The organism is Geobacter sp. PheSNFMC, assembly GCF_059620965.1.
This window is the reverse complement of record NZ_JCAMRN010000005.1, coordinates 78637-101796: the sequence shown is the minus strand read 5'-3', so window position 1 is coordinate 101796 and position 23160 is coordinate 78637. Positions and strand designations below refer to the sequence as shown.

The following is a 23160-nucleotide window of genomic DNA, read 5'->3' as shown; positions in this document are numbered from 1 at the left end:
TCTCCGGCCGATTACTCCTTCAACTGTTTCTTCAAACTGTCGCGGTGTTTCTCGTACGCTGCGATGTGATCGCCCTTCTTGATCTCCGACTTCCTCCAGTAGATGGTATCTTCGGCGTTTCCATCCAGAACCGGATTTTTGAAGAATATCCTGGCCGTGGCAGGTTGGCCATCCTCTTTACGCTTCTTGTCGCTCTCCGCGCGGACCGCCGCGATGGCTGCCTTGAGCGTGGAGCCCGAGCTGCTGTTTTCAGACCCCCGGAGCATCCAGTAGTTTTCGGTCTCGTCGTCCCCCTGGAGCTGGTACTCAACAATGTGATCGATGTGGAACGTCATCTTCTCGCCGGCCCGATTGAAGCGGGGGCGAACGATATCCCGGTCGCTCATGCCGAGATCGGCGGCCTTCTTCCTGAGGGGCTCGCTCAGGTTCTGCCTCGCCCAGGATTCCCACTTGCCGACCTGACCTGTTTTGCGGTCCCTTTTTTCATGAAAAAGCTTATCGGCCTTGGCCCGTCCCGTATAGAGGGTCTTGTGCTTTGCGCCCGCCCCTGCGTGCTCCTTGCATGAAGGGATGGGGAACGGCTTTTCATGGTAGAGGTCCCCTGCCCCGGCAGCTTTCCCCTTTTTCTTGACCGTCTTGAGATCCTGGGTGGGATTGAGGGTAGCCGCCACGATCCAGTTCTCGCCGCCGTCCCGGGCCTTGAGGTCCTTGAGGCCGTACTCCTTGCGGCGACGGATCGATTTCAAGACGGTATTGAGCTCGTCGAGGCCGATCCCGGTCTTTTCCGCATAGGCCAAGGCCTGATCCAGGGCCGTCTTTACCCGCCCCATGCGCGCGGCAACGTCGGTTGCAGGCTTGTCGGCCTTCTTTTCCGGCTCCTTCGTTCCCGGCTTCTTTCCCCTTTTTTCTGCCTCCGCCTGGTACTGCCGGACCGTTTTGCCATCGGCGGTCCGGGCGTTGGGGTCGGTAGGCTTTTTGGCTTTTTTGGGTCCTCCAGGCGTAACCCTGGCCTTTGCCGGAGATTGCTTCGGCGCCTCTCCCTCCTGGGCCGCCCCCTTCTTCGCCTGCTTTGGCGGTGGCTCCGCCGCCCTGGTATTCTTTTCCTTCCACGCCCCCTTTTTCTCCCCCTTGTCGCCGGAACCTCCCGTGGCCTTGTCGCTGTAGAGATCGGTCATGAACTTCTCAGCGGAAAACTCCACCGGCTTGAACTCGACAGAAGGTGCCTGGCCGGAGCCGAAGACGTAATCCACCGTGGCGCCTACGCCGAAACTGCCGCCCATGGGCCATTCCTTCCCCACCAGGGGCCAGGTCCACCGCTTGTCGGGCACAGGGGACCACCACGGGGCGTCGATCTCCACGAAAAGGTCGCCCGACAGACCCAGGAACGGCTGGGCCGCGATCTCCATGTCGCCCCGGATGAAGAACTCCCCCTTTTTATCCTCTCCTTCGGCACCTTTTTCCCGGTAGCCGATGACGGGTGTCGCCTCGGCGTACCCCCTGATCCCGGCCAGGGCGTTGACGCCGGCCCCGGCCTTGATGTCGTGGGACAGGATTTCGAGGCCGGCACCGGCCTCGCCCCGGAGCCGGAGACCGGCCGCGGCGGAGATATTGAGACTCCCCTGGACAGTGAAGTTCTGAGCCTTTTTCGGATCGGTGGAGTAGGTCCCCTCCACCACGATATTGTAGAACTTGGCCGGACCGAGCTTGGCAAAGGCACCCATCCCCACGTTGGCAAAGATGAAGATGTTTCCCACCACGGGAATGCCATAGGAGGCCCGGGCCTCCACCTTGAAGAGGTCCTTGTTGAAGTCCTTCTGGGGAAAGAGGATGAATTCCTTCTGGGGAGTGATCTTGCCGATTACGGTGAGGTTTCCCCGGGGATCAACGATGACGTGGGCTGTTCCGTTCAGCCAGTCGGTAAAGGCAAAGGTAAGGTCCCCCTCGCCGAAGACCACGTAGTCGACCTTGTCGCTACGCGGGCCAACTGTGGCCGCCGGTGCAGGTGTTCCCTCCCGGGCCGTGCCGGCTGCTTCGAGTCGGGCCGCCGCCCCCTTTTCCATGAGACGAAGGAGGACCTCGCCGGAAAACTTCTCCCCCGTGTAGCCGACCTTACCCTCACCCGTAATGGCCCGGCCGTCCCAGCCCACTGCCACGTTGCCGGAGAACCCCTTGGGCAGGGTGAGCCCCACCGTGGCCATACCGGTGACGATCCCTTCGGTGGACCGTTTCAACTCCAGGCTGCCCGAAGCGAGTCCCCGCACGGTCACCGCCGCGCTCCCTTCGAAGGTGATCGCCTCGTTGACCGCCTCAAGGGTGAGGGTACCGGTAAACGCCCCTCCCATCCGGATCTGCGTACCCTTGATTCCCAGGTGGAGGGCACCGTTCTCCAGGGTATTGATCGCTGAGCCGAGCCGGCTCAGGTCCAGGGCGCCGAGCCCCACCAGGTCGGGAGTCTTCCTGATCAGGGCGGCAAGATCCCCCTTCTCCCCGTCAAAGCCCACCCGGCCCCTGATCTTTCCGCCGTCGCCGACCGCCACAATGAGAGAGGGGGCGAGAGCACCCGTGAACAGTGGGTGAGTCAGGGGGATTGCCTGCTCCTGCACGGAGTAGCGTTCCCCGGCCCGGCGGACCTCCAGCGGACCGGCCGCGAGGCTGCCGAACCGGACATTGACGTTCCCTCGCGTGCGTTCCTTCAGGAAGTCGGCAATGGGCGGGGGCGGCACAAAGGTGGGCATCCCCTTCAGCTCCATGATGCCGGGGGCGGTCTCCCCCGTGGCATCGGCTGCGGTCGCAGCCTTGAGCACCTCTCCGGTTCGACGATTACCGATGGTCTGCTGGAGCTGACGGACCGGGCCGGCAGGCGTGCCGGGGCGTGCCGGCGACGAAACCGGAGCGGGTCGCTCCGGGCGCCTGGCTGTGTTGATCGGTTTCGGTCCGGCTTTCTGAGAAGTCATGGATGTCCCCGGCTACTGGTTGCTCCCGCGGGGAGAGCCCAGGATTGGAGAGTACAACGGCGACGGACCGGTCATGCCGCAGGCCAGATGACCCGTTGTCGCCCACGGCAAGGGTTTCGTGCTCCGCTGCCGTGACGGCGTACCGCCTCGCGGATAATGGCGGCATAACCGCTCGCAGCCCGCTCCATGGAGAACGATCGGGCAATTTTCTGCCGGCCGGCCCGGCGCATGGCCTCGGCGCGGGTACTGTCTTCCAGCAGTGCCAGGGACGCGGCCGCGAACCCGTCCGCGTCAGCGGCATCCAGCAGGATCCCGTCGCACCCATCCTCGATCACCTCGGGGATAAAGCAGCGCCGGGAGGCAATCACCGGCACGCCGGCGGCCATGGCCTCGAACAGTCCCCAGTTGGCCGCCCCCTCGAACAAGGGAAACAGGATGACATCCATGGCCTGGAGGTAGCGGACGAACTGGTCGTAAGGGACAAAGGGCCGGAAGATGAACTCCTCATCCGCCATCCCCTCCTGCCGCAGAGCGTGCCGCTTGAACGAGGAATCCCCCAGGTAGGATGCTTCGTTGCCGTAGATGCTCGCCTCATCGCCGACGACGAGAAAGTGTGCGTCGGGACGGACGGCTCGAATCCTGCCGGCGGCCCGGACAAACACGTCGAAGCCCCGCACCGCCTCCAGGGTCCTGCCCGCAAAGCCGATGACCGGCCCGTCCCCGGTTATGCCCAGTTCACGCCGCAGGGCCTCCCGGTCACCTGCCGGTGGAGGCAGGGCAAATCCCTCCATCCGGACCCGTACCTTGCTGCGCAGCTCGGGTGGAAACAGGTCGCGGGCGTAGGCGGAGGGAACCACGCAGAGATCCGAATGGATCACGCTGGAATGGATAAGAGAGCGCAGGGCCACGTCCATGAGGCTCTGGGGATACCGGCCCGGGAATTCATCCCGGCAGAAGGCCGGATGGTATCCGGGCAGCTCCACATAGGAGACCACCGGGATAGCGAGAATCTCCCGAACGAACAGGGTTGCCCCGAAAGATGCATGCCCCACCACGGCGTCGATGCCGGTGGAGGCATGGATGTGCGCCAGGGCCTCCACGATGGCCTTGCCCCGGCGCGCCCCCTCCTCGATGCAGCGGGTGTAGTAGGTCCCCGACAGGGGCGATGCCTCCTCCCCGTACCCGTAGTAGGCGACGGGCGGCTTGTCCCGGCGGATCTGCCGGGTGAACGCCCGATCCACCAGAAAGGCACACTCCCACCCCCTTTTCCGGGAAAGAGCGTTGGCTATCCCGGTGAACTGGTTCGGATAGGAAGGGTGGACGAATACAACGTTCATCGCTTCTTCGCCAGTTTCCTGGCCGCGTCGATGAAGCCTCGCGCCCGTTTGGGATCGCCGCCCAGGGCGGTTGCCACGTCATCGACGGAGGCGGCCGCAAGATCGGCAATGGTCGAGATGCCGGCTGCCGTCAGTTTCCCGGCCATGGCCGGCCCGATCCCCTTCACGTCCGTCAGGTGCGGAGCCTGCGTGCCCTTGCCGGGGGGAACGATCACCGTGGGGGCTTCCACTGTTCCGGGACCGCTCATGATCGGGCCATGAATGGTTACGCTCGGAATGGTCATGGTAGGGATAGTGGGCACCGTGAGCGTCGGCGCGGTTATGGTGAAGGTCGGCTGGGTCAGGGTAAACGTGGGCCGCGTCAGGGTGAAGGTCGGCTGCGTCAGGGTGAACGTGGGCGACGTAACCGTAACGGTTGGAGATGTCACGGTTATTGTCGGCTCCGCAGCGGCAACGGCCGGGATGGCTACCCAGCGCAGGGACAGCGTGCGCTGGCCGACCCCCGGTGCGGAGAACATGATGTCGAAGCTTCCGACGTCCTGGTATCTCAGCACCCGCACCGTGATGAACGCCGTCTGGCCGGCATAGCGGAGGACCGGACCGTATTCCACGTGCTCGCCGTAATCTATGCCCACCTGCACGCAGAAGAGATTATCGTCGAACCCGGAGGTGACCCGCGCCGTGCCCACGCCGTCGGAATTGGTCGTGATGGAGATCCGCCCCGTTCGGGCCGAGGCCCCTCCGCCGCCTGCGGCGCTGATGGTGATCTTCTTGCCGGCGGGATCGGCGGCCAGGGTCACATTCTGTCCGGCTGCCAGGTCGATGGCTGCGCCGGGATTGACGACAAGGCTGCCGCCGTTCACGGTGAGCCCTGCCAGGGAGCGGTTCCAGCGCATGGCATTGGCGTTGGAGACGTGCTTATCGCAGGTGGTATCGTCACTGGCGGGGTCGACACAGGCCGGACCGGTCTGCTCGTGCCGGGTGTTGTGGGGGTTGCCGGTGACCCCCGAATGGCTCTCGCCGATCGTGATGGTCCTGGCGGTGGTGTTGGGCGTGATCTGGACGGCGTTTGCCGCCACCAGGTCCACGTTGCCGCCCGGGCTCTCGACCCCGTCCACGCTCTTCAGCGCTCCCACCTGGGCCGCGGTGGTCATGTGGGGATTGCCCAGGTCGGTCAGGTGGCGGCGGATCATCTCGAAGAGTTCGGGATTGGTGTGCACGACGATGTTCTGGATGATGTCCGGGGTGCCGCTCCAGACCCCTCCCTTGCGGATCACCAGGGCCAGCGGCACCCGGCAGGGCTCCCCGCAGGCAGGGCAGCCGGCCAGGATGCGATCGAAGTGGGCCTTCAACAGCGCCCGGATGTCCGCCCGGCCGGCGGTCGTGTCCGTGGTGAAGAGGCCGGACCAGGCGTCGTCAACCGACGGGACCGGGCCATCCCATTTCTGCACGGCCAGGGAAAAATCCTCCCGCACCCGGCTGTAGCAGCAGGTTTCGCCGCAGGCGTTGCCGCTGTCGGCCATGGGGGCCGGAGCCGGCTCCATGCGGCAGTCCTCCCGGCTCAGCCAGAGACAGTAGGCCGTGACATCCGGGGCCGGCTCGAAGGTGACGGAGGAGGGCCTGTCCACCACGATCTCCCGGCCGGCACAGTCGATGGCCACCCCTTCGCCGACACTGAGCGTGACGGTCTTTTTCGACTCGTCCCAGGAGGCGGTCACCTCCAGGCCGCAGACCGCTCCTGTGCCGAGCACCATCCTGTTGATCAGGTGGCGCTTGCCGTTCAGGTAGGACTGCTCCATCTCGAAGTCCCGGACTGTCATCAGCTTGCCGTAAAAATAGAGGTTTCTCTGGAATGGGCTCAGGGTGCGGTCGTTCGACATGGCGTCCTCCTTTTATGTATCCGTTCGTCAGGCAACATGACCCTCTCCGTTCAAACGGCCTGGCTCCGCTGTTCCGGGGCCCGCTCGTTCCAACGGCTTACGTCGCCTGCCGGTTTCAGGTTCACTCAAACAATGTATCCACACCCTGTCGCGCCCGGACCTGCGTCTGTCCCGCCTTCTCGCCGTCGGCCAGATAGGTCTGCCGGGCGAGCGACGAGGAGGTCTCCAGGGCAAAGAGGGGCTGGTTCAGGTTGGTATTGACCTCCAGATAAGTGTGCCCCCCCAGCCTGAACAGGGGCTCCAGGGCTACCACCGTGGCGCAGGTATGGGCCGGGCGCTCGCGCGCCACGATCCGCTTCACGGTCTCGATCCTCCCCGAGCCGCCCGGCTGAAGGAGAACCGTGAAGTGGTAGGGATCTTCCCCGAAGAGTCTCATGGTTTCGCGCCACTCGCTCCGGCCCCGGATGCAGTCCAGCTGGAACGCCTCCACAATCCACGGTTCCTTGCCGGTGTAAAGAGTGATGAGTTCCGCCAGTCCACCGCGGGTACCCCTAAAGCGGTACAGCTCATTGGCCCGGGCGATCAGGGTGCGCAGCCGTGCCCCGCCATCTTCGAGCCACTGGTCCGCATCGGGAAGCGCCAGCCACGAGGCGAGCCAGGGGAGGAAGCCGGCCGGCACGGCCCAGGGGTCGGCATAGCGCCGGGTCGTGAATATTTCGCGCTCCAGGTCGTAAAGGACGCTCTCGAACAGGGAAAGAAACCGCTCCAGGAAATCACGCCCCCGCTCGTCGTCCTGGAAGACGGCCGGAAGGTAGCGGAGATACGATTGTTTGGGAAACTGGAGACGGAGGCTCGCCACCGTGGGGGTGGCATGCCGGTCTTCGGAGACCAGCTCCAGGCGCACCCGCAGATACCGCCCCTCCTTCCGCTCAAAAAGGGCGTCGGCCGGATTTGACGGGAAGCTTAGCCACTCGCCGTCAGCCGGCAGAAGCGACGGATCGCGGCCGGTTTCGTAGATGAAGTAGGAAAGCCTCACCTGGGTCTTGGGGGGGACCGTCGCGTCCAGGGTCACCCGGTGCCAGAGGAGTCGGCCGTCGCCGGTATCGTATGAACGGGAGGTGTAGATGCCCGTTACCGGGCCGCTGCCGGTCCACGAGCCTGCCGGCGGATAGCGCCGGCGACGGGTGAGACGGGCCACCTCCCCATCCTCCAGGGCGTAGAACTCCCCGCCGGGACCGGAAAACAGCCGCAGGGCCTTCCCTTCGTACTCCTCCAGGGGGCTCCAGTCACCTGCCGACCTGACGGCATACATGAACCGCTCCCGATCAGAGACGTACCATTTGCCGTCGGCGTCCACCGCCAGACCGGCAGGCTCGAAGCCGAGGTCGTCCAGGCCGACGGTGCCCAGGAACCGACCCTGGTCGTCAAAGGTAACGATGGCGTTGAGCCCCGTGTCGAGGCAGTGGACCAAGGCCCTCCCGCCGGCCGGGGAGGGGGCCGGGCCCAGCGCCAGTGCCACCGGCTGCTTCAGCCGGTCGGCGCCGAAGGGGGGCACATGGGGTACGGATTCGCCATGGTGATCGAAACGCTGGATGCGCCGGTTGCCGGCATCGAGCACATAGAGGTTGTCGCAGGGGTCCACCGCCAGATCCAGGGGGTGATCGAACGTCCCCGGTCCGGTTCCGCCCGCCGGGTTCTCGGCTCCGATAAACCGGCGCACCTGCCAGTTAACCGTGGCAAAGACGCAGACCCGGTTGTTGTCCGTATCGGCCACGTAGAGATTGCGGCTCCCCAGAGCCATGGCCCGGGGTCCACTCAGTTCCCCTGCCCTGCTCCCCCTGCCGCCGAGGCAGGGTATCCGCTCCAGTCGGCCGGACATGGGGTCCAGACGATAGAAGCGCTCGCCGGCCAGCATGATCAGCGTTCCGCAGAGATCAGCCACCAGGGCGTCGGGGCGGATGCGTCCCGCGAGCCCCAGACGGCGGTCGAGTCCGTGCACCATCTCGCCGGCCAGTGCCAGTCCGCCGTCTCCCACGGCCACCAGGCCGTTGGTGGCTGCCCCGGCGGCCCATGCCTCGCCGCTCGCCACATGGATTATGGTGTACTCGTTGTCTTCCACGCCGTGTCTCCCGTGTCAGTACGTGACGGTGCACCGGCCGGAGCGGGCAGTCACGTCCACCTCGTGCCGTTCGGAATAGACCAGGGCGTCCCGGTCTATCATCAGATTGCCCTCGCCGTCGGCCCGCGTGCACGTATCGCCCGAAAGCGTCGTCTCCAGCACGCATTCCACACCGCTCACCTCCCTGATGGCTGCAATGATCTCCGAACGGTAGACCCCTCTGCCAAAAGGCCACCCCGTCCCGTCCTCGCCCCCCTTCAATGGGTGAAGAAACGCCAGAAGCCGCTCGGCCACCCGCGCCCGCAACTCCTCGGGACGTACCCCTTCGCCGGCGCTGACCCGTGTTCTGACCGTCACCTGCGCGTAGAGGGGAGGAATCACCCTGACGCGGGTCGTCACCAGCCGGTGGCGGTCCAGGTGGTCGCACACCGCGCGCAGGAACCGTGGGCCGGGATACGGCCGCGGGGTAAAGGACCAGGGCACCACGACCACGGTCACCGTGGCCGGCACAGGACGATCCTCCGGCGCTTCCGGCTCCCAGAGGGGAAGCGCCCGGGCGCGGGCCACCCGGAGACCGGGGGTATTCAGCGCCAGATACTCGAAATCATCGGAGGTTATGGCCCGGTCCACCTCCCGCAGTTCCAGGGGAGCGCGGGCAATGGCCTCCTCGAGCGGCTCGGCGTCTCTGCCGCCGCTGGCGGACGCGTCATTGCGCGCGGCAAGGTCTGCCAGCAGGGGATCATCGAAGCGCCACGACGCCAGGGGCCTCAGGTTTCCCGCCGCGCCCCCGCCTGACAGATAGTCGGCCCGCACCCGAGCCCCCTCCGGCAGGACACGCCCGTTGCGGCCATCACCGAAAAGGATGGTACCGCCCGCCGGATCGAGCACGAAATGCCGATCCATGGGACCCGAGGCGTCCAGGTTGTCGCGTTCGGCCCACTCTTCCCAGTCCGTGCCGGTCAGGACCCTGACCCTGAGGCTCCCCTCCATGGCCGGCCGCCGGGCAAGGGGAACTACCTGTCCCGGCATGCCATTGCCCCAGTCGGCGCCGGATGAGGAGACAAGGATCTCGTCCACCACCGATACCGCCTGGCGCGCCGTCACCGTATTGAGGCGGATGGAGTCGATGCGCGGCGGTATCTCGTAGAAGCCCGCCCCCTGCCGGGCGGCGGCGCGGCGGCATGCCGACAGACCCTCGGAAGGCAGCGGCACGGCGGTGATCTCTTCCGGCAGGCGACAGCGGATCATGGGATAGCGCGGTGCGGGCACCGTTGCCGGCAGGTAAGGCGAGGTGGTCGCCGTCATGTCGGCAGGCACTGAAAAGAGAATCTGTCCGGAGCGGGTCAAGCCGGTGGTGCCGTCCTCCAGCAGATCGAGCCGACGGTAACCGGTATCCGTGGAATACTCCCAGACCAGATCCACCGGGGGTACGACGGCGGCCGGTTCGTCCCGGTGAGCACCAACGGGAGGCAGGTCTGCTTCGTAGAGATCGATGGCGAGGCGCACCTCCCGCCCTGCCGGAAGCATCCGCTCAAAGGCGATGAGGAGCGTGCCCCCCGGTGCCGGCTGCTCGCCGAAGGCGGGGAAAAAGAGGGCATCGCGGGCATTGGCATCGGTGACATTGCGGAAGCCGCCACCCCAGGCGCTGATGACGGCAGCGATCCGGTTGTTCAGCAGAAACAGGTCGTCCGTCGTCTCGAAGGGGAGGGGTTCCCCTCCCGCCTCGGCCGTGAGTCGTGTACCTCGCGGGATCAGCAACTCGCGGCCGGCGGTGGACGAGAGGCTCAGGGCCACGGTGGCGGGCACTGCCGGAACCGGCCGGATACCCACGAGACGGAGGAAGGTCCGGTAGTGGTCGGGGGTAAGGCAGTTGAGGCCGTAGATCTGCATCTCCGCCAGCCAGGCGAAGAGCTCCACCACCGTGATCCCCGGGTCCGATGCGTTGTGGTCGGTCCACGCCGGTGCGCGCACCGCAAGGCTCGCCACTGCCTCCCGCACCAGGTCGGCGTATCGTTTGTCGTCAAGATCCGGTATCGGTACTATGGGCATAACGCTCTCACTCCCGCATGGTGCTACGCGTCGCCGGCCCGTGCCGCGACCCGATGGTCTCCGCTGGAAACGAGCAGATAGGGGTCCACCGGCCGCGTCGACTCATCCGCCTCGCCAAGTTCCATCCGTCGTCCCATTTCATCGACGGCCGTTACCGCCATGCTCGCCACCCGATCAACCCCCTCGACCTCCTCCAGCAAGCGGTAGAGGTCCGAATGGCAGACCAGGCGGCCAAAGGGCCACCCTCCGCCGTCCCACCCGCCGGTCAGGGGATGGAGGAACCGCCCGAGAGCGGCAAGGGCCGCCGTCTCCACCATGGGGGCCAGGTCGAGACTACGGGGCACCAGGGCGGCATCAACCGACACCCGCACGTAGGACGGCCGGGTCACCACTGCATGGCAGGGGGCGGTCACCACGTTGGCGCCGTGACCGGCGATACTTTCCTCCACCCGCCGGCGCAGTGCCGCCGATGGGATGGGCCGGTCATCGGCCGTGCGCGGCACGATGATCACCGTCAGCCATCCCGTGCGGGTCATGCCCCGGTCATCGCACACGGGGAGGCACTTGACCAGGGCCATACCGGGAAACAGCTCCCTGATCAGGCTCTCGTAGTCCTCAACGGTAACGGCCCGGTCGCGGCGTCGCAGGCTATGGGGGCCCCGCCGGTAGAGGGCGGAGATATCCTCACCCTCGACGCCGCCTCCGGAGGGGCCGGGGTTGACGACCTTGTCCACCAGCGGGATGCCGGTCCGCATGCGGGCAATCGCCCCCCCGCCGAGGTTGCCGGCAACACCTCCGCCGGTGCGGTAGCTGACCCGGACGTTGTTCGTTCCGGCAGGCAGCACCCGGCCCCTTTTCCCGTTGCCAAAGGAAACGATACCGCTGCTCCGGTCGATGCCGTAGTGCCGGTCTAGCGGCCCCGAGGCCAGGAGGTCGTCGCGTCCCTCCCACCGCACCCAGACTTCGTTCACCCGTCCTTCCCGGTCAGTCACCCTGCTGATCCGGCCGGGAGCGTCTGCGGCGAGGCGATCCAGCTCTGCGGCGGAAATGAGCCCGAACTCGTTGACCCAAACCTGGTCGTCAAAAACCGGCTTTCGGGCAAGGGTGAAGCTCTGGTCCGGCAGCCCGTTCCCCGATCCCGGCCGCTCGTTCCTCACGGAGGTGAGCTGCAGGGCCCGGGCGGCATTGAGGTAGATGCCCCGGGCAATGGGGGGGCTGTTGGAGGGAAGCTGCCGCCACGACCGCCACCGGGCCGGATTGAGGGTGATCCCCCTCAGGTGGGCCGGTTTGCCGATGATGCGGGGGATGTTCAGGTAGCCGCGGCGCATCCGGTAGGGAAGACCGGCGCCGAGGGCCGTGGGGGCGTACTCCCCTGCCACGAGCACCGCCCGGAGCCAGTGGAGCCGCGTGCCGAAGAGCGGGGCCGGAACGCCCCCTTCGGGCACCACGATACGGACGATGCCGGCGCGGGTGAGGCCGGCTGTGCCGTCCTCTGCATCGAGCCTCAGCCACTGGCACGCTCCGGCGTCGTAGACTTCCCACTGCACTCTGGGCCTGAAGTCGCGGGCATAATCGATCTCGGCCAGGTCCAGGTAGAGGCCAATGGGCCCCTTGGCCAAGGGGCGGTCGAACCCCGCGTAGAAGGCGGGGCGCAGGTCGGCCAGGGGGCGGAACGGCCGGAAGATCGCGCCCGTGCGCAGCACGGCAAGACCGTCGTCCCACTCCAGATTATTGCGCGTCAGGATAGAATCGGGCTCACCCATGGCCGAGGGATCGGTGCCGTCCCAGGAGAGGGTGATGCGCCCCAGGCGCGGCGGGGTGAAGCCGGCCGCCACGGCCTGGCCGTTCACGATCTCGAACTCCCGGCCATAATCGCCGGAAGAGAGCCGGACCCGGATCCACCAGTTCCGCTGGCCGCTCACTTCCACCTCCGCCATGTCGGCAGGGCAGGTGAAGGTCACCTCGCCCGTGGCCAGGAGGCCGCCGGTGCTGTCGGCCACGTCGCTGATGGCACACCAGCCGGTCCCGTTCCAGTACTCCCATGACAGGCCCGGCCCCGGCGCGGCAGCACGGCCTGACCGGTAGCTGACCACTCCGGCCTTGTCGTAATAGGCCTTGGCCGTGGCTTCGCGGATATTCCTGGCCCGGAGCAGGTAGGAGGAAGCCGGGCGAGCGCTGCCGGGAGCCCGGATTATCCCGGCAACCTGGGCGTCGGACCGGGACAGGAGTTCACCGGCCGTGGCGATGCCCGCTCCCCTGAGCCGGGCCGAGAAGACGGCGCCGATCCCCTGGACCCGTTCGATGGGCACGTCAAGGTCCGTGGCGCAGGTAATGCGGAGGGTAATCCTGGCCCCCCTCTTGGAGAAGACCTCCCGGCTTGCCAGGTGGAAGGCGGCCAGTGGCATGGGCTTGTCGCCGAAGGGAAGGAGGTTCCGGATGAAATCGCCACCGGCAGTCACGGTGAGGTCCTGGGGAACATCGCCGGCAAAAGCCACGTCAGGGTGAATCACCGCGGTGGGAAGCGACCTGGTGCCGACCCCCACCACGGTGCGGAGCACGGCGTCCTTGACCCGCGCCAGGGCAGTCGTGCCGTCGGCACCTACCTTCGGCACCCCCTTGAGCCAGATGCCGTCGATGCCGTTCACCACGCACCGGCCCAGCTCCGGCCGACCGGCCCCGGTGGAGAGAATGAGCCTGCCGACGGCACCATCGAATCTCGCCTCGAACAGCGTCTCCCGGCCGTCGGCATCGGTGTAGCTCCAGGCAACCTGGTCGGCCAGCGCCCGCGGCACGCCGGACAGGTGGATCTCCACGCCGCTCCGCACGGTGAAGAGCCCGGTCTGCCGCAGATAGAGGGCATGCTCCTGGAGGTTCTCGGTGCCGTGGAAGATCGTAAAAGAGCTTGCCGCGGTCCACGCCTCCGTGTGGCCGAAGACCTTCTCCCTCCCGCCCGCCGTATCGGGGATGGTGCTGTAGAGGGCCGCGATCCTGCTCGGCACGGCCAGCACGTTCTCGTCGGTTTCGAAGAGGAGTTCCGGGTGGTCCGCGGTCTTTTCCGCCATGACCTGGGTACCGGCGACGACGAGGGCGCTTCGGTCCGCATCCTTGGCCAGGGTGAAGACCACCACGGTTTCGGCCGGCCGGGGCGGCAGGAGCCGCATCCCCAGCACATCCAGAAACGCGGCCAGATGGCGCTCGGGCACACGGTTGAGCCGCTGGAGCACCTCCACCACCATGTTGCCGAAGACGCCGGCCAGGGCACTTCCCGCATCGCCGTCGACACCGCCGCTCCACTCGGGCACATAGAATGGCGCGGTGGCGCGAATCTTCTCGACCACATCCGCGGCCGTACGGCCGTCTATCAAAGGGAGATCGGCATTCATGGCAGTTCGCACCTCGATGTCACGCGCTTTCCTTCAGATAGAACGGGTACACCAGGTTGAACCGGGTGTTGGTGCTCCGCACCCGGTATTCGATATCGATCAGGAGCCGTCCCTCGGCCGCCTCCCGGGGTGAGGCTGTCACGGCCAACAGCTCGATCCGGGGTTCCCACAGGATAAGGGCCTCCTTCACCTCGTTCTCGATCAGTCCCAGGGTGGTGGTGTTGATCACCGAGAAGACGCGGTCGTGGATGCCGCAGCCGAAATCGGGGCGCATGACCCGCTCTCCCCGGGCCGTGCCGAGGATGATGCGGATCGACTCCGCGATGTCCTCTTCGGCCGAGGAAAGGATCATGCTGCCATCCGCACCAGCCGTCACCGGGAACTTCCATCCCGTGCCCAGGAATTCTCTGGTCTTGGTCACTGCGCCCTCCCTATCCGATCATCACCGTGGGACACCCCAGGGTGATGTTGTTGGGCGGCCCCGACTCCACGATGGAATCCCCCTGCCGAGCCGCCGGCAGGCCGCCGATGAAAACCGTGGCGCTTCCCGCCGCCACTGTCCCCCCCACGTGGGGCGACGGCCCCGGATTCATGAGCGGGCAGGCGTGAAAGTCGCTCCCCGCCCGCCAGGCCGGCATGCCGCCGATGAGCACCGTGGCGCAGCCGGGCCCCGGCCCCAGGGGAGTGCCGTGGGATGTCATGTCTCCTGTCCGTGCCGCCATCGGCATGAAAATCTCCTTCAGACGTTTTGTTCGATCACACAGCCACCACTGGTTCCAGGGAGGCGGCGGGGCTCCCGCCCCATCTCCCCCGACACCGAGAAGGATGTCAGTTGATCTTCACCATGGACCCCTGGATGGTCATAACGGCCCCGGCCTTGAGGGTCATGTTGGCGTCCGACTGGATCTCCACCATCTGCCCCTTGATCGTGAGCTTCATGGAGCTCTCGATGCCGATGCTGTTCTGGGCCGAATCGATCACCAGCTTGTTGGAACCGCTCTTGTCCTTGATCTCGATCTTCTCGCCGCCGCCCGCATCGTCCAGGGTGATGGAGTGCCCCGCCTTGGTCCTGATCACCACCTTTTCCGCCCCGGACGTGTCGTCGAAGACCAGTTCGTGGCCGCTGCGGGAGGTGATCTTGCGGATATTGTTGTTGCCGTCGCCGTTGTCCCCCGGCGGGGTATCGGTGCCGTTCCAGAGGCTGCCGAGCACGTAGGGATGCTGCACGTCGCCGTGGTCGAAGGCCACGAGCACCTCGTCCCCCACCTCGGGGAGAAACCAGAGGCCGCGCCCCTTGCCGGCCATGGGGGTTACCACCCGGGCCCAGGTGCTCTCGTCGGCATCGTCCTTCCAGGGAAACCGCACCTTGACCCGCCCCATCCCCTCCGGATCCTGGTTGTCGGCGACGACACCCACCGCTACGCCCGGTGATTTCCCCTTCTGGTCGTCCTTGCCTTCCGCGTCGAGCAGATCATAGAGACCCAAGGGCGTTCCTCCTCACTTCGAAAGTGGTCCGGTAGCCCGAATCCCCCAGGCTGTGCCGCGCCCCCTTCACGTAGTACCTGCCGCTGAACCGCGTGCCGATCCCCTGGATGGCCACGGTAATCCCCGGCCTGAGCTCCGGCATCCCGATGGTCTCCCCCGTGCCGGTGATGAAGCCGTCATTGAGGCGATTGAGCTCGGCGCGGGCCAGGGCGTCGGCCTCTTCCCGGGAAAACACGGGCCGGTCCTCGATGCTGCGAACCACCGGCTCCCCCCCTGCCCCTGCCTGTTCCGCGCCGCTCACACCGCCGGCAAGCCCCTTCAGATCGGCAGCCGTAGCCTTCCCCTCGATACGCTCCTTGGTGGCCGGATTCCACCCCCTGACCCGCACCTCGCTCACCTGGGCGGAGGTGGACAGGCGGGGGGTGAAGCTGACGAGGGTGCGGCCCCACTGGAAAGTGAGCAGTTCCGTTTCCCCGTCCGTCGGGGTACGGAACATGAGGGCCTTGCCCCGGACAAACACCTCGAACCCCAGGTCCCGCGCCAGGCGCCGCAGGAACTCCAGGTCCACCTCGTCCTCCCCCTGCCGGATGCTCGGATGGACCGTAGCGGTTGCCTCCACCCCCGAGGCGTCGAGGCCGTTCAACCGGGCGATCTCGGAGGCGGCGTCACTGGCCCGGGCATTGGTCCGGGAGAAGTGGCTCTTGACCTTCTGGAGACCGTGGGAATGGTCATACCCCTGCACCATGAGCGAGGGGACGCCCGAATTCTGGAACGCGGGGGTCAGGGTATGGAGTCTCCCCTCGAAGAGGGGCTTTGGCGCCGGCACCGCCCGCCCCGTATAGCCGAGAAAGACCTTCACCTCCGCACCGGGCACCAGCTTCGGGTTATCGAGCCAGGTAAAGGTCTGGCTCCGGGGGTCGAGGGTCTCGTTGAAGGCCAGCGACACCATGGCCGGAGCATCGAGGGTTTCGTCCACCTCCACGCTCACGATCCCGTCCTGGGGGATCGTCTCGCCGTCGATCTCAACCCGGAAGCGGGGCGCATAGTAATCGAGACTGATCGTTTCGTCGGCCATGGCTCACTCGATGGGGGGAATGACCAGGTCGGTGCCGGCCTTCACCCGCCGGGGATTGACGATGCCGCTCTCCCGGGCGATGAACCGCCACTGGGCCGGGTCCCCGTATTCCCGGGCCGCCAGAAGCCAGAGGCTGTCCCCCTCCCCCATGGTTCTTACTTTGGTACGATCCGGCGACTGGAGCGGCTTTTCCCGGTTGAGGCCGGTCCGGAACTCCTTCAGCGCCACCCCCACCGTGGCCCGCACGGGGGTCCCGTCGGCCAGAAACATGGTGAACCGCTGGGTGGCCCGCTCCAGCACGCCGGTGAAGCTCTCGCCTCCGCCCCAAACGAAGCGGCAGACGGGCGGGGCATGGGTCTCGGGATCGATGTCGAGGAACGAGGTGATCCGCTTGGTGTGGATCCGCACATCCTGCCCCGTCTCAGAGGTATCGAGAAAGAGATCCATGGTCAGGGTACGGGCAGTGCCCCGGCTGAACTGGAGCAACGGAGCCTCCAACCCCGGGATGGCGATCTCCGCGTACTGGTTACCCTTTTCCACCGCGTATTCGGTGGGATTGAACAGGACCGCCACCTCCTCACCGGTGTCGGCGTTCACGAGCTTCGCCTTCTCAAGGGCCATGCCCCGCACCTCCCCTCATCGTCCCCGCCGTTCCCGTTCGGTGACGAGTCTCCGTTCGATCACCCGGCAGACCTCGTCGGCCAGCCGATTCACATCCACCGCGGCAGCCGGTGCCCGCGCCACCCGCCCCGTCTCCGCCGCCACCGGCCCGGCAAAGGGCACAGCGTTAGCCGGCACGGCTGCCGGAGGGCGGGAGACGTGGGCCGACCGGCTCACGGGGCCGGCCACCGCGTGGGTCAGGGTAAGCTCTTTCTCCAGAGTGTCGGCGGGCACCGGAGACACCATCCCCCGCCGGCGGTGATCCAGGGCAGCCGAACCGGCAACCGTCCCCCTCTCCGGCAGGGAGGCCGTACCGACTCTTGCCGGAACCCCTGCGGAGCCACTGCGCTCTCCCACGGCAGCAAGGCCACCGAGGGGCCGGACCGTGCCAATCAGCCGGGTCCGTGGCGCCGGCAACCGCTGCCCGGCGGGGAAAGACCGCACCGACACGACTGCCGGATGATGCCCACTGGTGTGGCTCTTTTCTCCCAGGGGCTGAATTGCGGCTACTCCGGCGGGTGTACGCCGCATCATGCGGACGGCCTGATGCGGGGAACCGTTCCCCTCAGCGAACTGTTCACGACGGGGATCCGGCAGGATCCCGCCCCGGCCGGACATCGACATCGTAACCCTCCCCACCGGCACCGCCCGTGAGAATGAATCCCCATCATGCCGGTGGTTCCGGCCATCTTCCCGCCGTCCCGGGTTCCGATCCCGTCCCCTCACGTCTTCAAACCTGCCGAGGATGGTGCGTAGGATCTCCCCGTCAAGGTAACGGGGCAGCCCGCCGGCAGAATGGACAAGGCGGGCTGCCGTATCACTCCCCCTGCCGGCGGCCGATGCACCCGGCCCCTGTTCAACCGGGCCCGCTGGCGCCATCGCTGTTCCGCCGTGTCGCAACACACTGGAAACCGACAGCTCTCCTGTGGGCCGTCCCATGACCAGAGAACCATTCGTCTGCCAGAAGAACCGGAGCGACAGACTCAGGTCCAGGCGCCCGGTCCGCCCCGGATGCACCAGCGGCACCGGCGTAAGCGTCATGGGCCCCCGCAGGTAACGGCCCAGCAGCCGCTCGGGCGTCAGCAGCGAAACCGTACCGGGGCAGCCGCGGCAGCCGATCGCTCTCCGCCAGCGGCATCTGTCCCTGATCCGCTCGGCAAGGGTCATGGGTCACTCCACCTTCAGCCCGTTGTGCACCAGTTCCACCTTCTCAATGGCCGTGGTATTGCCGTCGGCCTTCAGTTCCGGCCCTTCCCACTTGACCGGAAAGGCACCGGAGAACTCCATGCGCCAGGCGGGATTTCCCTCCCGATCCATGAGAATCACCGCACCATTCCGGCGGGACACCGTACCGGCGATCACGTCCCGGTACCATTCCCAGAGAACCCGGCAGTCGGTGATCCCCCGCCTGAGCACCAGGTTGGGATAACGGGTGATCTTCCGCAACTTGTGGGGATGCTCATTGACCCCACCTTCCCGGTACTCCTCCACCTCGGTTTCGGCCTGAAGTCCGGAGACCTCGGCGAAACCGCCCACCACCAGCCCTTCCAGTTCCACCAGAAAGCGAAAGGCGCCGTAGGGGTCTTTTCTGTTGTCGAGCGCCATGGGCACATCCTTTCCCGCGCCGCGGGCCGTCCGGCACCTCCGGGACCCGGGTCGTTCCGCTACAGATCAGCGATGCTCGTGGCATCGGCGTTGGCGGACCGGTTGATCCGCGATATCTCCTCGCACCACCGGCGCCGGTCCCGATGCTCCATCCCCATGATCTCGTCATGGGGCCAGTGCAGGTAATAGGCGATGAAGGCTACCTCCTCGTAGATGCGGTCGAGGGGGTAGCCCGCTATTCCCCCGGGGCGAGCTCCATGGTGAAGGCGTGCTCGCAACGGGGGCAGACGGCCTTAACCTGGGCAGCGCCGCCGTCGTTGATCTGCCGGTAGAACTCCTGCAAATATGACAGGTCGGAAACAAAGAGCCCTTCCACGATGCGGGGATTCACCTCCGGCAGGCTCCCCAGCTTGACCATGACCCGGGAGAGCAGGATCACGGTCAGGTAGGCCGGATTCTGCTGGACCCGGGGGTCTTTCAGGGGGAGGACCTCGTCGGCCGCGGTGGCGAGCCTCATGATCCCCTGACGGTGAAGGTTCCCCTCGCCGTCCACGTACCCCTTGGGAAGGGTGAATTCAAATTCGGTCTGAAACGCCATGGTCATCCACCTTTCTCATTAATCAGCTCACGCGCTTCATTCCCTCGTGGACGATCTCCACGCTCTCGATGGCCACGTCGTTCCCCTTGGCATTGAGGTCGGCCGGATCATACTTGTTCGGCCAGGCGTTCTCGAACTCCCACCGTGCCGCAGGATTCCCCTCCTCGTCCATGAGGATCACGGCCATGTTCTTGCGTGCGTCCTTCATCTTTCCCTGCATGACGAGCTTGCGCCAGTTGAAGAACTCCAGCGAATCGGTAGTGCCCCATTTCAGGGTCACGTTGCCGAACTTGTTGAGTCCCGAGAGCTTGCGCAGGCGCGGCTCCTCACTCCCCTCCCGGTACTCCACCACGTCGGTGGAGGTATCGGGCACTGTCACCTCGCTGAATCCGGCCTGAACGATGCCGTCGATCTCCACGAGAAATCTGAAATTCCGGTATGGATCTTTTCTGCCGGCCATATGGTCATCCCCCTTGAGATAGTGTTAGTTCGGCGCCGCCCTACCCCTTGGCCCCGGCGGTCCACTGGGCGATGCGGAAGATCACGAATTCCGCCGGCTTAACCGGAGCCACGCCGATCACGCAGATCAGCCGGCCGTTGTCGATGTCGTCCTGGGTCATGGTGGTCCGGTCGCACTTGACGAAAAACGCCTCTTCCGGGGTGGCTCCGGCCAGGGCGCCGGTGCGCCATACCCCGGTCAGGAACTGGACGATGGTCTGCCTGACCCGGGCCCAGAGCGGGATGTCATTGGGTTCGAACACCACCCATTGGGTCCCCTCGTCGATGGACTCCTCCAGGAAGATGAAGAGTCGCCGAACGTTCACGTACTTCCAGAGCGGGTCGCTGGAGAGGGTGCGGGCGCCCCAGACGCGGATCCCCCTGCCGGGGAAGGCGCGGATCACGTTGACTCCGCGGGGGTTCAGCACGTCCTGCTCCCCCTTGGTGATGGGGAACTCCAGATCCACGGCGCCGTTCACCTTCTCGTTGGCCGGGGCCTTGTGCACCCCCCGCTCGGTGTCGCTGCGGGCGTAGATCCCCGCCACGTGGCCGCCGGGCGGCACCAGGCGCTGCACCCCCGCCTCGGGATCAATGACCTTGAGCCACGGATAGTAGAAGGCGCCGTACTTGGTTTCGTTGGTGTCGCGGGGCGAGAGGTTCGAGACGGTGGAGCCCTGGGCCGCGTCGATGATGGCGAACCGGTCCTTCAGGTTCTCACAGTGGGTGATGAGGGAGCCGGGCAGTCCGGCAACCCCTTGGGCGTTGGGAGCATAGACAAGGGAGATGTCATCGATCTCCTTGAATCCGGTGAGTCCCTTGCGGTTACCGGGGGAATCCGTATCGCCCCGCTCGTAGTCGGAGAGGATGAGCGCCGGGGTGATCCGGTAGACCGACGTGGCGTCGGGTTGGGTCGTCCAGGCGACGCTCACCGTGGCCACCCGCGTCGAGCCCACGTACCCGGAGATGGTTCGTTTCTGCCCCAGCCCGGTGCCGGAAAGGATCTCGACGGCCATGCCGTTGTAGGCATTGTTCACGGCCGAAGCGCCGGCGGCCAGGGTGATGGTGGAGGCGGCCCCGGCCTGGGCCGTACCCTGCTGGGCCAGCACGTCACCCCCTCCTGCAAGCGAGGCGACGGACGAAACGTAGTAAACCGACGTGCTGTCGGGCTGGGTCGTCCAGGCGGCGCTCACCGTGGCCACCCGCGTCGAGCCCACGTAGTCGGAGATGGTGCGGACCTGCCCCTTGCCGGTCTTGTCGGCGATCCAAACCTGCATGCCGTTGTAGGCGTCATCGGTGGCCGAAGCGGTGCTGGCCAGGGTGATGGTGGAAGCGGCGCCGGACTGGGCCGTACCCATATGCCCTGCCTTGGCGTCGGGGGCCCCCCCCGTGTCGCCGGCCTGCCTGCCGAGCCGTACCAGACTGGAAACCGCGTTCACCCGTTTGTCGTAGTAGTCGGGAGACGCCTCGTCCACCGACAGGTTGTCGTAGATCTCCACCGCCGTTGGGCGAGGGTTCGCCTTCTGGTCGTAGTCCGGGTCGAACAGGGCGGTGGGGGCTGATTTCCAGTAATAGACGCTCAGCCTGAACCCCGACAGGCTCCCGGGGCTCACCTTCACGGCCACCCTGTTGCCCCAGGCCCCTTCGCCGATGGCTGTGACGGTGAGGGCGTTGGCCGAGCCGGCCGCAAGCTTCACGGTGGCCGCCGTGGCGGCCGCATCCCCCGCCTTGACGACCCGCCCCACATAGCAGCGCTTCCCGCCGTTGTCAAAGAACCCCTGGACCGTGTAGGGAAGGTACTTGTCCGACCCCAGGTAGCTCCCGAAGACCCGCTGGTACTCCAGCCAGCTGGTTACCAGACGCGGCACCGTGGGCCCCCGCTCCGTTTCCCCCAGGAAGCCCGCCGTGCTGGTACTCACCCCCTCGATGGGCTTGGCGCCGATTTCGAACTCCTCAACGTACACTCCGGGCGACAGATATTCGGGCATCGCGCATTCCTCCTTTCAGTGTGTTCCCCTATGATCAATCAGCCTCTATTCGGCAGTTGAACAGTGCCGGATTCAGGATCAGAGCTGTTGCAGGCTGATCACTCCCACGGACTGGGTCGTACCCTCGACGATCTCCAGATCCCGCTCGTCCGGCCGGTATCCCGCAGCGCTCGTACTGAGCCTGATTACGAACAGCCGGGCGGACGCGTTCCTCTGATAGACAACGAATTCCCCGGTGCCGGCCGTGGAGGTGGTGGAGGGAGCTGCAGCCGCCAGAAGGTGGACCGGGGTGCCCGCGGCATGGCCGAAACGGAGCGGCGCCGCCAGGTTGAACGGCTGGGAGGCGTTGGACGGCAGAGGCGCCGTGATCCGGACGATCTCCTGACGGGAGGGGTCTCCTTCCCTGACCAGCAGCATGTCGCCCGCGGCCAGTTCTCCCGACAGGTGCTCAAGGCGGATGGTCGGCTGGCCCGCCTGGGCGCCCCCCTGCCGCACCCGCCCCTTCACCGATGGTGCGGGCATCCAGGGAACCGCCTCCACCCGGGCATCCGGCACGCCCAGGTCCGCTTCGTTCCTCACCACGCAACGGACCAGCGTGGTTCCGGGCGGGAATGGGTAGGCAGCGGACGGCTTAAGCAGCAGTTCCACCACTGGCAGGCCGGGATCCAGCAGCGCGGTGTCGATCTCCTTATCCTCCGCCAGGTAGAGCTCTGACCGGGCGCTCACCCGGTACGTTCCCGCCGGCAGATCCATGAAGAGATGCCACCCGCCGGGGTTGCGAACGCCCTGGGTTCCGCCTCCCGTGAGCGTCACCGTTACCCCGGCCGGAGGCTCCCGCTCCGGCGCGAAGTCATCCACAAGCCGCACCGCGAAGGCAAGGCGGCTCACGGACCGGTCGGGCGGCTGGAGCATCACTGCTTCGGTCATGATCCGGCCCCTTTCTGGTAGTACTCCAGGGTCCGCTCCACCACGGGCTTCCCGCTGGTGGACCGGGTGGAATCAATGGCCACCGGGGACACTTGGTACCCTGCCGATGCCTTGAGGGCGTTGTTGGGCAGGGCGGTCCAGATCTTGGACAGGTCGTCCAGAGACAAGGGCTGGAGATTTATCCGGAACTGGGCCGTGGATCCGGCCAGACCACCCTTCAGGACCGATCCCGCCAGCAGGGAATTGTCGTAGAGCACCCGCATGGCCCGCCCCAGGATCCGCTGCTCCTCCAGGGATCGCTCGGTCCGGTCGGTGATGAGCCGAGAGCCGTGGGCCGTGAGCAGGTAGGAAAGGTCCACCTGGAGCGGCGGCGCCCGGCGGATGCCCGGCGGAGCCGGCGGGGCCGGGGCGTTTTTCAGGTGCGGATTCTCGCTCACGGCATAGAGGAAGAGGGTCAGGCGGATGTCCTGCCCTTCAAGCTCCGCCGGAGAGAGAAGCGCGATGGCGTCGGCTGACAGCAGGTCGCCCATGCTCTCCCGCAGCAGCCCGATCAGCGTGGCCCCGATATCGGCAATCACCGTGTAGTCGCTCATGGCTCCATCCCT

General features: G+C 66.3%; 19 protein-coding genes. All 19 read right to left on the bottom strand.

Translation table 11 applies throughout. The features are described 5' to 3' along the window. Positions 1–11 precede the first annotated feature (11 nt). Positions 12–2954, bottom strand: a complete 2943-nt coding sequence (locus AC6CDK_RS02060; protein WP_192905104.1) for a hypothetical protein — start codon at positions 2952–2954, stop codon at positions 12–14. Positions 2955–3025: 71 nt separating this feature from the next. Then, a complete protein-coding gene (locus AC6CDK_RS02055) occupies positions 3026–4291 on the bottom strand; it encodes a glycosyltransferase (RefSeq protein WP_192905103.1) in 1266 nt (421 codons plus the stop codon). Beyond that, positions 4288–6171: a helix-hairpin-helix domain-containing protein gene (locus tag AC6CDK_RS02050; RefSeq protein ID WP_192905102.1), complete on the bottom strand. Its 1884-nt coding sequence runs from the start codon at positions 6169–6171 to the stop codon at positions 4288–4290. Before AC6CDK_RS02050 ends, AC6CDK_RS02055 begins: the two co-directional genes overlap by 4 nt. Before the next feature lie 121 nt (positions 6172–6292). Beyond that, positions 6293–8290: a phage tail protein gene (locus tag AC6CDK_RS02045; RefSeq protein ID WP_192905101.1), complete on the bottom strand. Its 1998-nt coding sequence runs from the start codon at positions 8288–8290 to the stop codon at positions 6293–6295. A gap of 15 nt (positions 8291–8305) precedes the next feature. Then, on the bottom strand, positions 8306–10339 hold the full coding sequence (locus AC6CDK_RS02040; RefSeq protein WP_192905100.1) for a putative baseplate assembly protein: 2034 nt from the start codon (positions 10337–10339) through the stop codon (positions 8306–8308). Between the two features lie 23 nt (positions 10340–10362). Continuing rightward, positions 10363–13722, bottom strand: a complete 3360-nt coding sequence (locus AC6CDK_RS02035; RefSeq protein ID WP_192905099.1) for a putative baseplate assembly protein — start codon at positions 13720–13722, stop codon at positions 10363–10365. A gap of 19 nt (positions 13723–13741) precedes the next feature. Then, positions 13742–14143, bottom strand: a complete 402-nt coding sequence (locus AC6CDK_RS02030) for a GPW/gp25 family protein (protein ID WP_066357729.1) — start codon at positions 14141–14143, stop codon at positions 13742–13744. A gap of 10 nt (positions 14144–14153) precedes the next feature. Then, positions 14154–14450, bottom strand: coding sequence for a PAAR domain-containing protein (locus AC6CDK_RS02025; RefSeq protein WP_066357731.1), 297 nt, complete (start codon positions 14448–14450; stop codon positions 14154–14156). A 100-nt stretch (positions 14451–14550) separates the two neighbouring features. Continuing rightward, positions 14551–15207, bottom strand: coding sequence for a phage baseplate assembly protein V (locus AC6CDK_RS02020; RefSeq protein WP_039645961.1), 657 nt, complete (start codon positions 15205–15207; stop codon positions 14551–14553). Continuing rightward, positions 15194–16282 carry a phage late control D family protein gene (locus AC6CDK_RS02015; RefSeq protein WP_066357733.1) on the bottom strand — a complete coding sequence of 363 codons (1089 nt, stop codon included), beginning with the start codon at positions 16280–16282 and terminating at the stop codon, positions 15194–15196. The genes AC6CDK_RS02020 and AC6CDK_RS02015 overlap by 14 nt, the downstream gene beginning before the upstream one ends. 3 nt (positions 16283–16285) lie before the next feature. Further along, the gene (locus AC6CDK_RS02010) at positions 16286–16903 is read right to left on the bottom strand and encodes a CIS tube protein (protein ID WP_039645965.1); all 618 of its coding nucleotides are present in this window, start codon (positions 16901–16903) and stop codon (positions 16286–16288) included. 15 nt (positions 16904–16918) lie between these two features. After that, positions 16919–18109, bottom strand: coding sequence for a hypothetical protein (locus AC6CDK_RS02005; RefSeq protein ID WP_066357735.1), 1191 nt, complete (start codon positions 18107–18109; stop codon positions 16919–16921). A gap of 3 nt (positions 18110–18112) precedes the next feature. Continuing rightward, positions 18113–18547 carry a phage tail protein gene (locus tag AC6CDK_RS02000; RefSeq protein ID WP_039645969.1) on the bottom strand — a complete coding sequence of 145 codons (435 nt, stop codon included), beginning with the start codon at positions 18545–18547 and terminating at the stop codon, positions 18113–18115. A 59-nt stretch (positions 18548–18606) separates the two neighbouring features. Further along, positions 18607–18825 carry a DUF6760 family protein gene (locus AC6CDK_RS01995; protein WP_226048215.1) on the bottom strand — a complete coding sequence of 73 codons (219 nt, stop codon included), beginning with the start codon at positions 18823–18825 and terminating at the stop codon, positions 18607–18609. Then, positions 18783–19145, bottom strand: coding sequence for a hypothetical protein (locus AC6CDK_RS01990; RefSeq protein ID WP_010941644.1), 363 nt, complete (start codon positions 19143–19145; stop codon positions 18783–18785). Before AC6CDK_RS01990 ends, AC6CDK_RS01995 begins: the two co-directional genes overlap by 43 nt. A 22-nt stretch (positions 19146–19167) precedes the next feature. After that, positions 19168–19605 carry a phage tail protein gene (locus AC6CDK_RS01985; protein WP_010941643.1) on the bottom strand — a complete coding sequence of 146 codons (438 nt, stop codon included), beginning with the start codon at positions 19603–19605 and terminating at the stop codon, positions 19168–19170. 40 nt (positions 19606–19645) lie between these two features. Next, positions 19646–21628: a phage tail sheath family protein gene (locus tag AC6CDK_RS01980; protein WP_192905098.1), complete on the bottom strand. Its 1983-nt coding sequence runs from the start codon at positions 21626–21628 to the stop codon at positions 19646–19648. 78 nt (positions 21629–21706) lie between these two features. After that, positions 21707–22555, bottom strand: a complete 849-nt coding sequence (locus AC6CDK_RS01975; protein ID WP_192905097.1) for a hypothetical protein — start codon at positions 22553–22555, stop codon at positions 21707–21709. Continuing rightward, positions 22552–23148: a Pvc16 family protein gene (locus AC6CDK_RS01970; protein ID WP_039645974.1), complete on the bottom strand. Its 597-nt coding sequence runs from the start codon at positions 23146–23148 to the stop codon at positions 22552–22554. The genes AC6CDK_RS01975 and AC6CDK_RS01970 overlap by 4 nt, the downstream gene beginning before the upstream one ends. Positions 23149–23160 lie beyond the last annotated feature (12 nt).

What these genes read in the sequence shown, in the direction of transcription:
- AC6CDK_RS02035 (WP_192905099.1), bottom strand. Translation starts at nt 13,722, where the DNA reads ATGAATGCCGATCTCCCTTTGATAGACGGCCGTACGGCCGCGGATGTG.
- AC6CDK_RS02060 (WP_192905104.1), bottom strand. Translation starts at nt 2,954, where the DNA reads ATGACTTCTCAGAAAGCCGGACCGAAACCGATCAACACAGCCAGGCGC.
- AC6CDK_RS01980 (WP_192905098.1), bottom strand. Translation starts at nt 21,628, where the DNA reads ATGCCCGAATATCTGTCGCCCGGAGTGTACGTTGAGGAGTTCGAAATC.
- AC6CDK_RS01990 (WP_010941644.1), bottom strand. Translation starts at nt 19,145, where the DNA reads ATGGCGTTTCAGACCGAATTTGAATTCACCCTTCCCAAGGGGTACGTG.
- AC6CDK_RS01975 (WP_192905097.1), bottom strand. Translation starts at nt 22,555, where the DNA reads ATGACCGAAGCAGTGATGCTCCAGCCGCCCGACCGGTCCGTGAGCCGC.
- AC6CDK_RS02025 (WP_066357731.1), bottom strand. Translation starts at nt 14,450, where the DNA reads ATGCCGATGGCGGCACGGACAGGAGACATGACATCCCACGGCACTCCC.
- AC6CDK_RS02000 (WP_039645969.1), bottom strand. Translation starts at nt 18,547, where the DNA reads ATGGCGCTCGACAACAGAAAAGACCCCTACGGCGCCTTTCGCTTTCTG.
- AC6CDK_RS01985 (WP_010941643.1), bottom strand. Translation starts at nt 19,605, where the DNA reads ATGGCCGGCAGAAAAGATCCATACCGGAATTTCAGATTTCTCGTGGAG.
- AC6CDK_RS02055 (WP_192905103.1), bottom strand. Translation starts at nt 4,291, where the DNA reads ATGAACGTTGTATTCGTCCACCCTTCCTATCCGAACCAGTTCACCGGG.
- AC6CDK_RS02015 (WP_066357733.1), bottom strand. Translation starts at nt 16,282, where the DNA reads ATGGCCGACGAAACGATCAGTCTCGATTACTATGCGCCCCGCTTCCGG.
- AC6CDK_RS01970 (WP_039645974.1), bottom strand. Translation starts at nt 23,148, where the DNA reads ATGAGCGACTACACGGTGATTGCCGATATCGGGGCCACGCTGATCGGG.
- AC6CDK_RS02005 (WP_066357735.1), bottom strand. Translation starts at nt 18,109, where the DNA reads ATGACCCTTGCCGAGCGGATCAGGGACAGATGCCGCTGGCGGAGAGCG.
- AC6CDK_RS02040 (WP_192905100.1), bottom strand. Translation starts at nt 10,339, where the DNA reads ATGCCCATAGTACCGATACCGGATCTTGACGACAAACGATACGCCGAC.
- AC6CDK_RS02010 (WP_039645965.1), bottom strand. Translation starts at nt 16,903, where the DNA reads ATGGCCCTTGAGAAGGCGAAGCTCGTGAACGCCGACACCGGTGAGGAG.
- AC6CDK_RS02050 (WP_192905102.1), bottom strand. Translation starts at nt 6,171, where the DNA reads ATGTCGAACGACCGCACCCTGAGCCCATTCCAGAGAAACCTCTATTTT.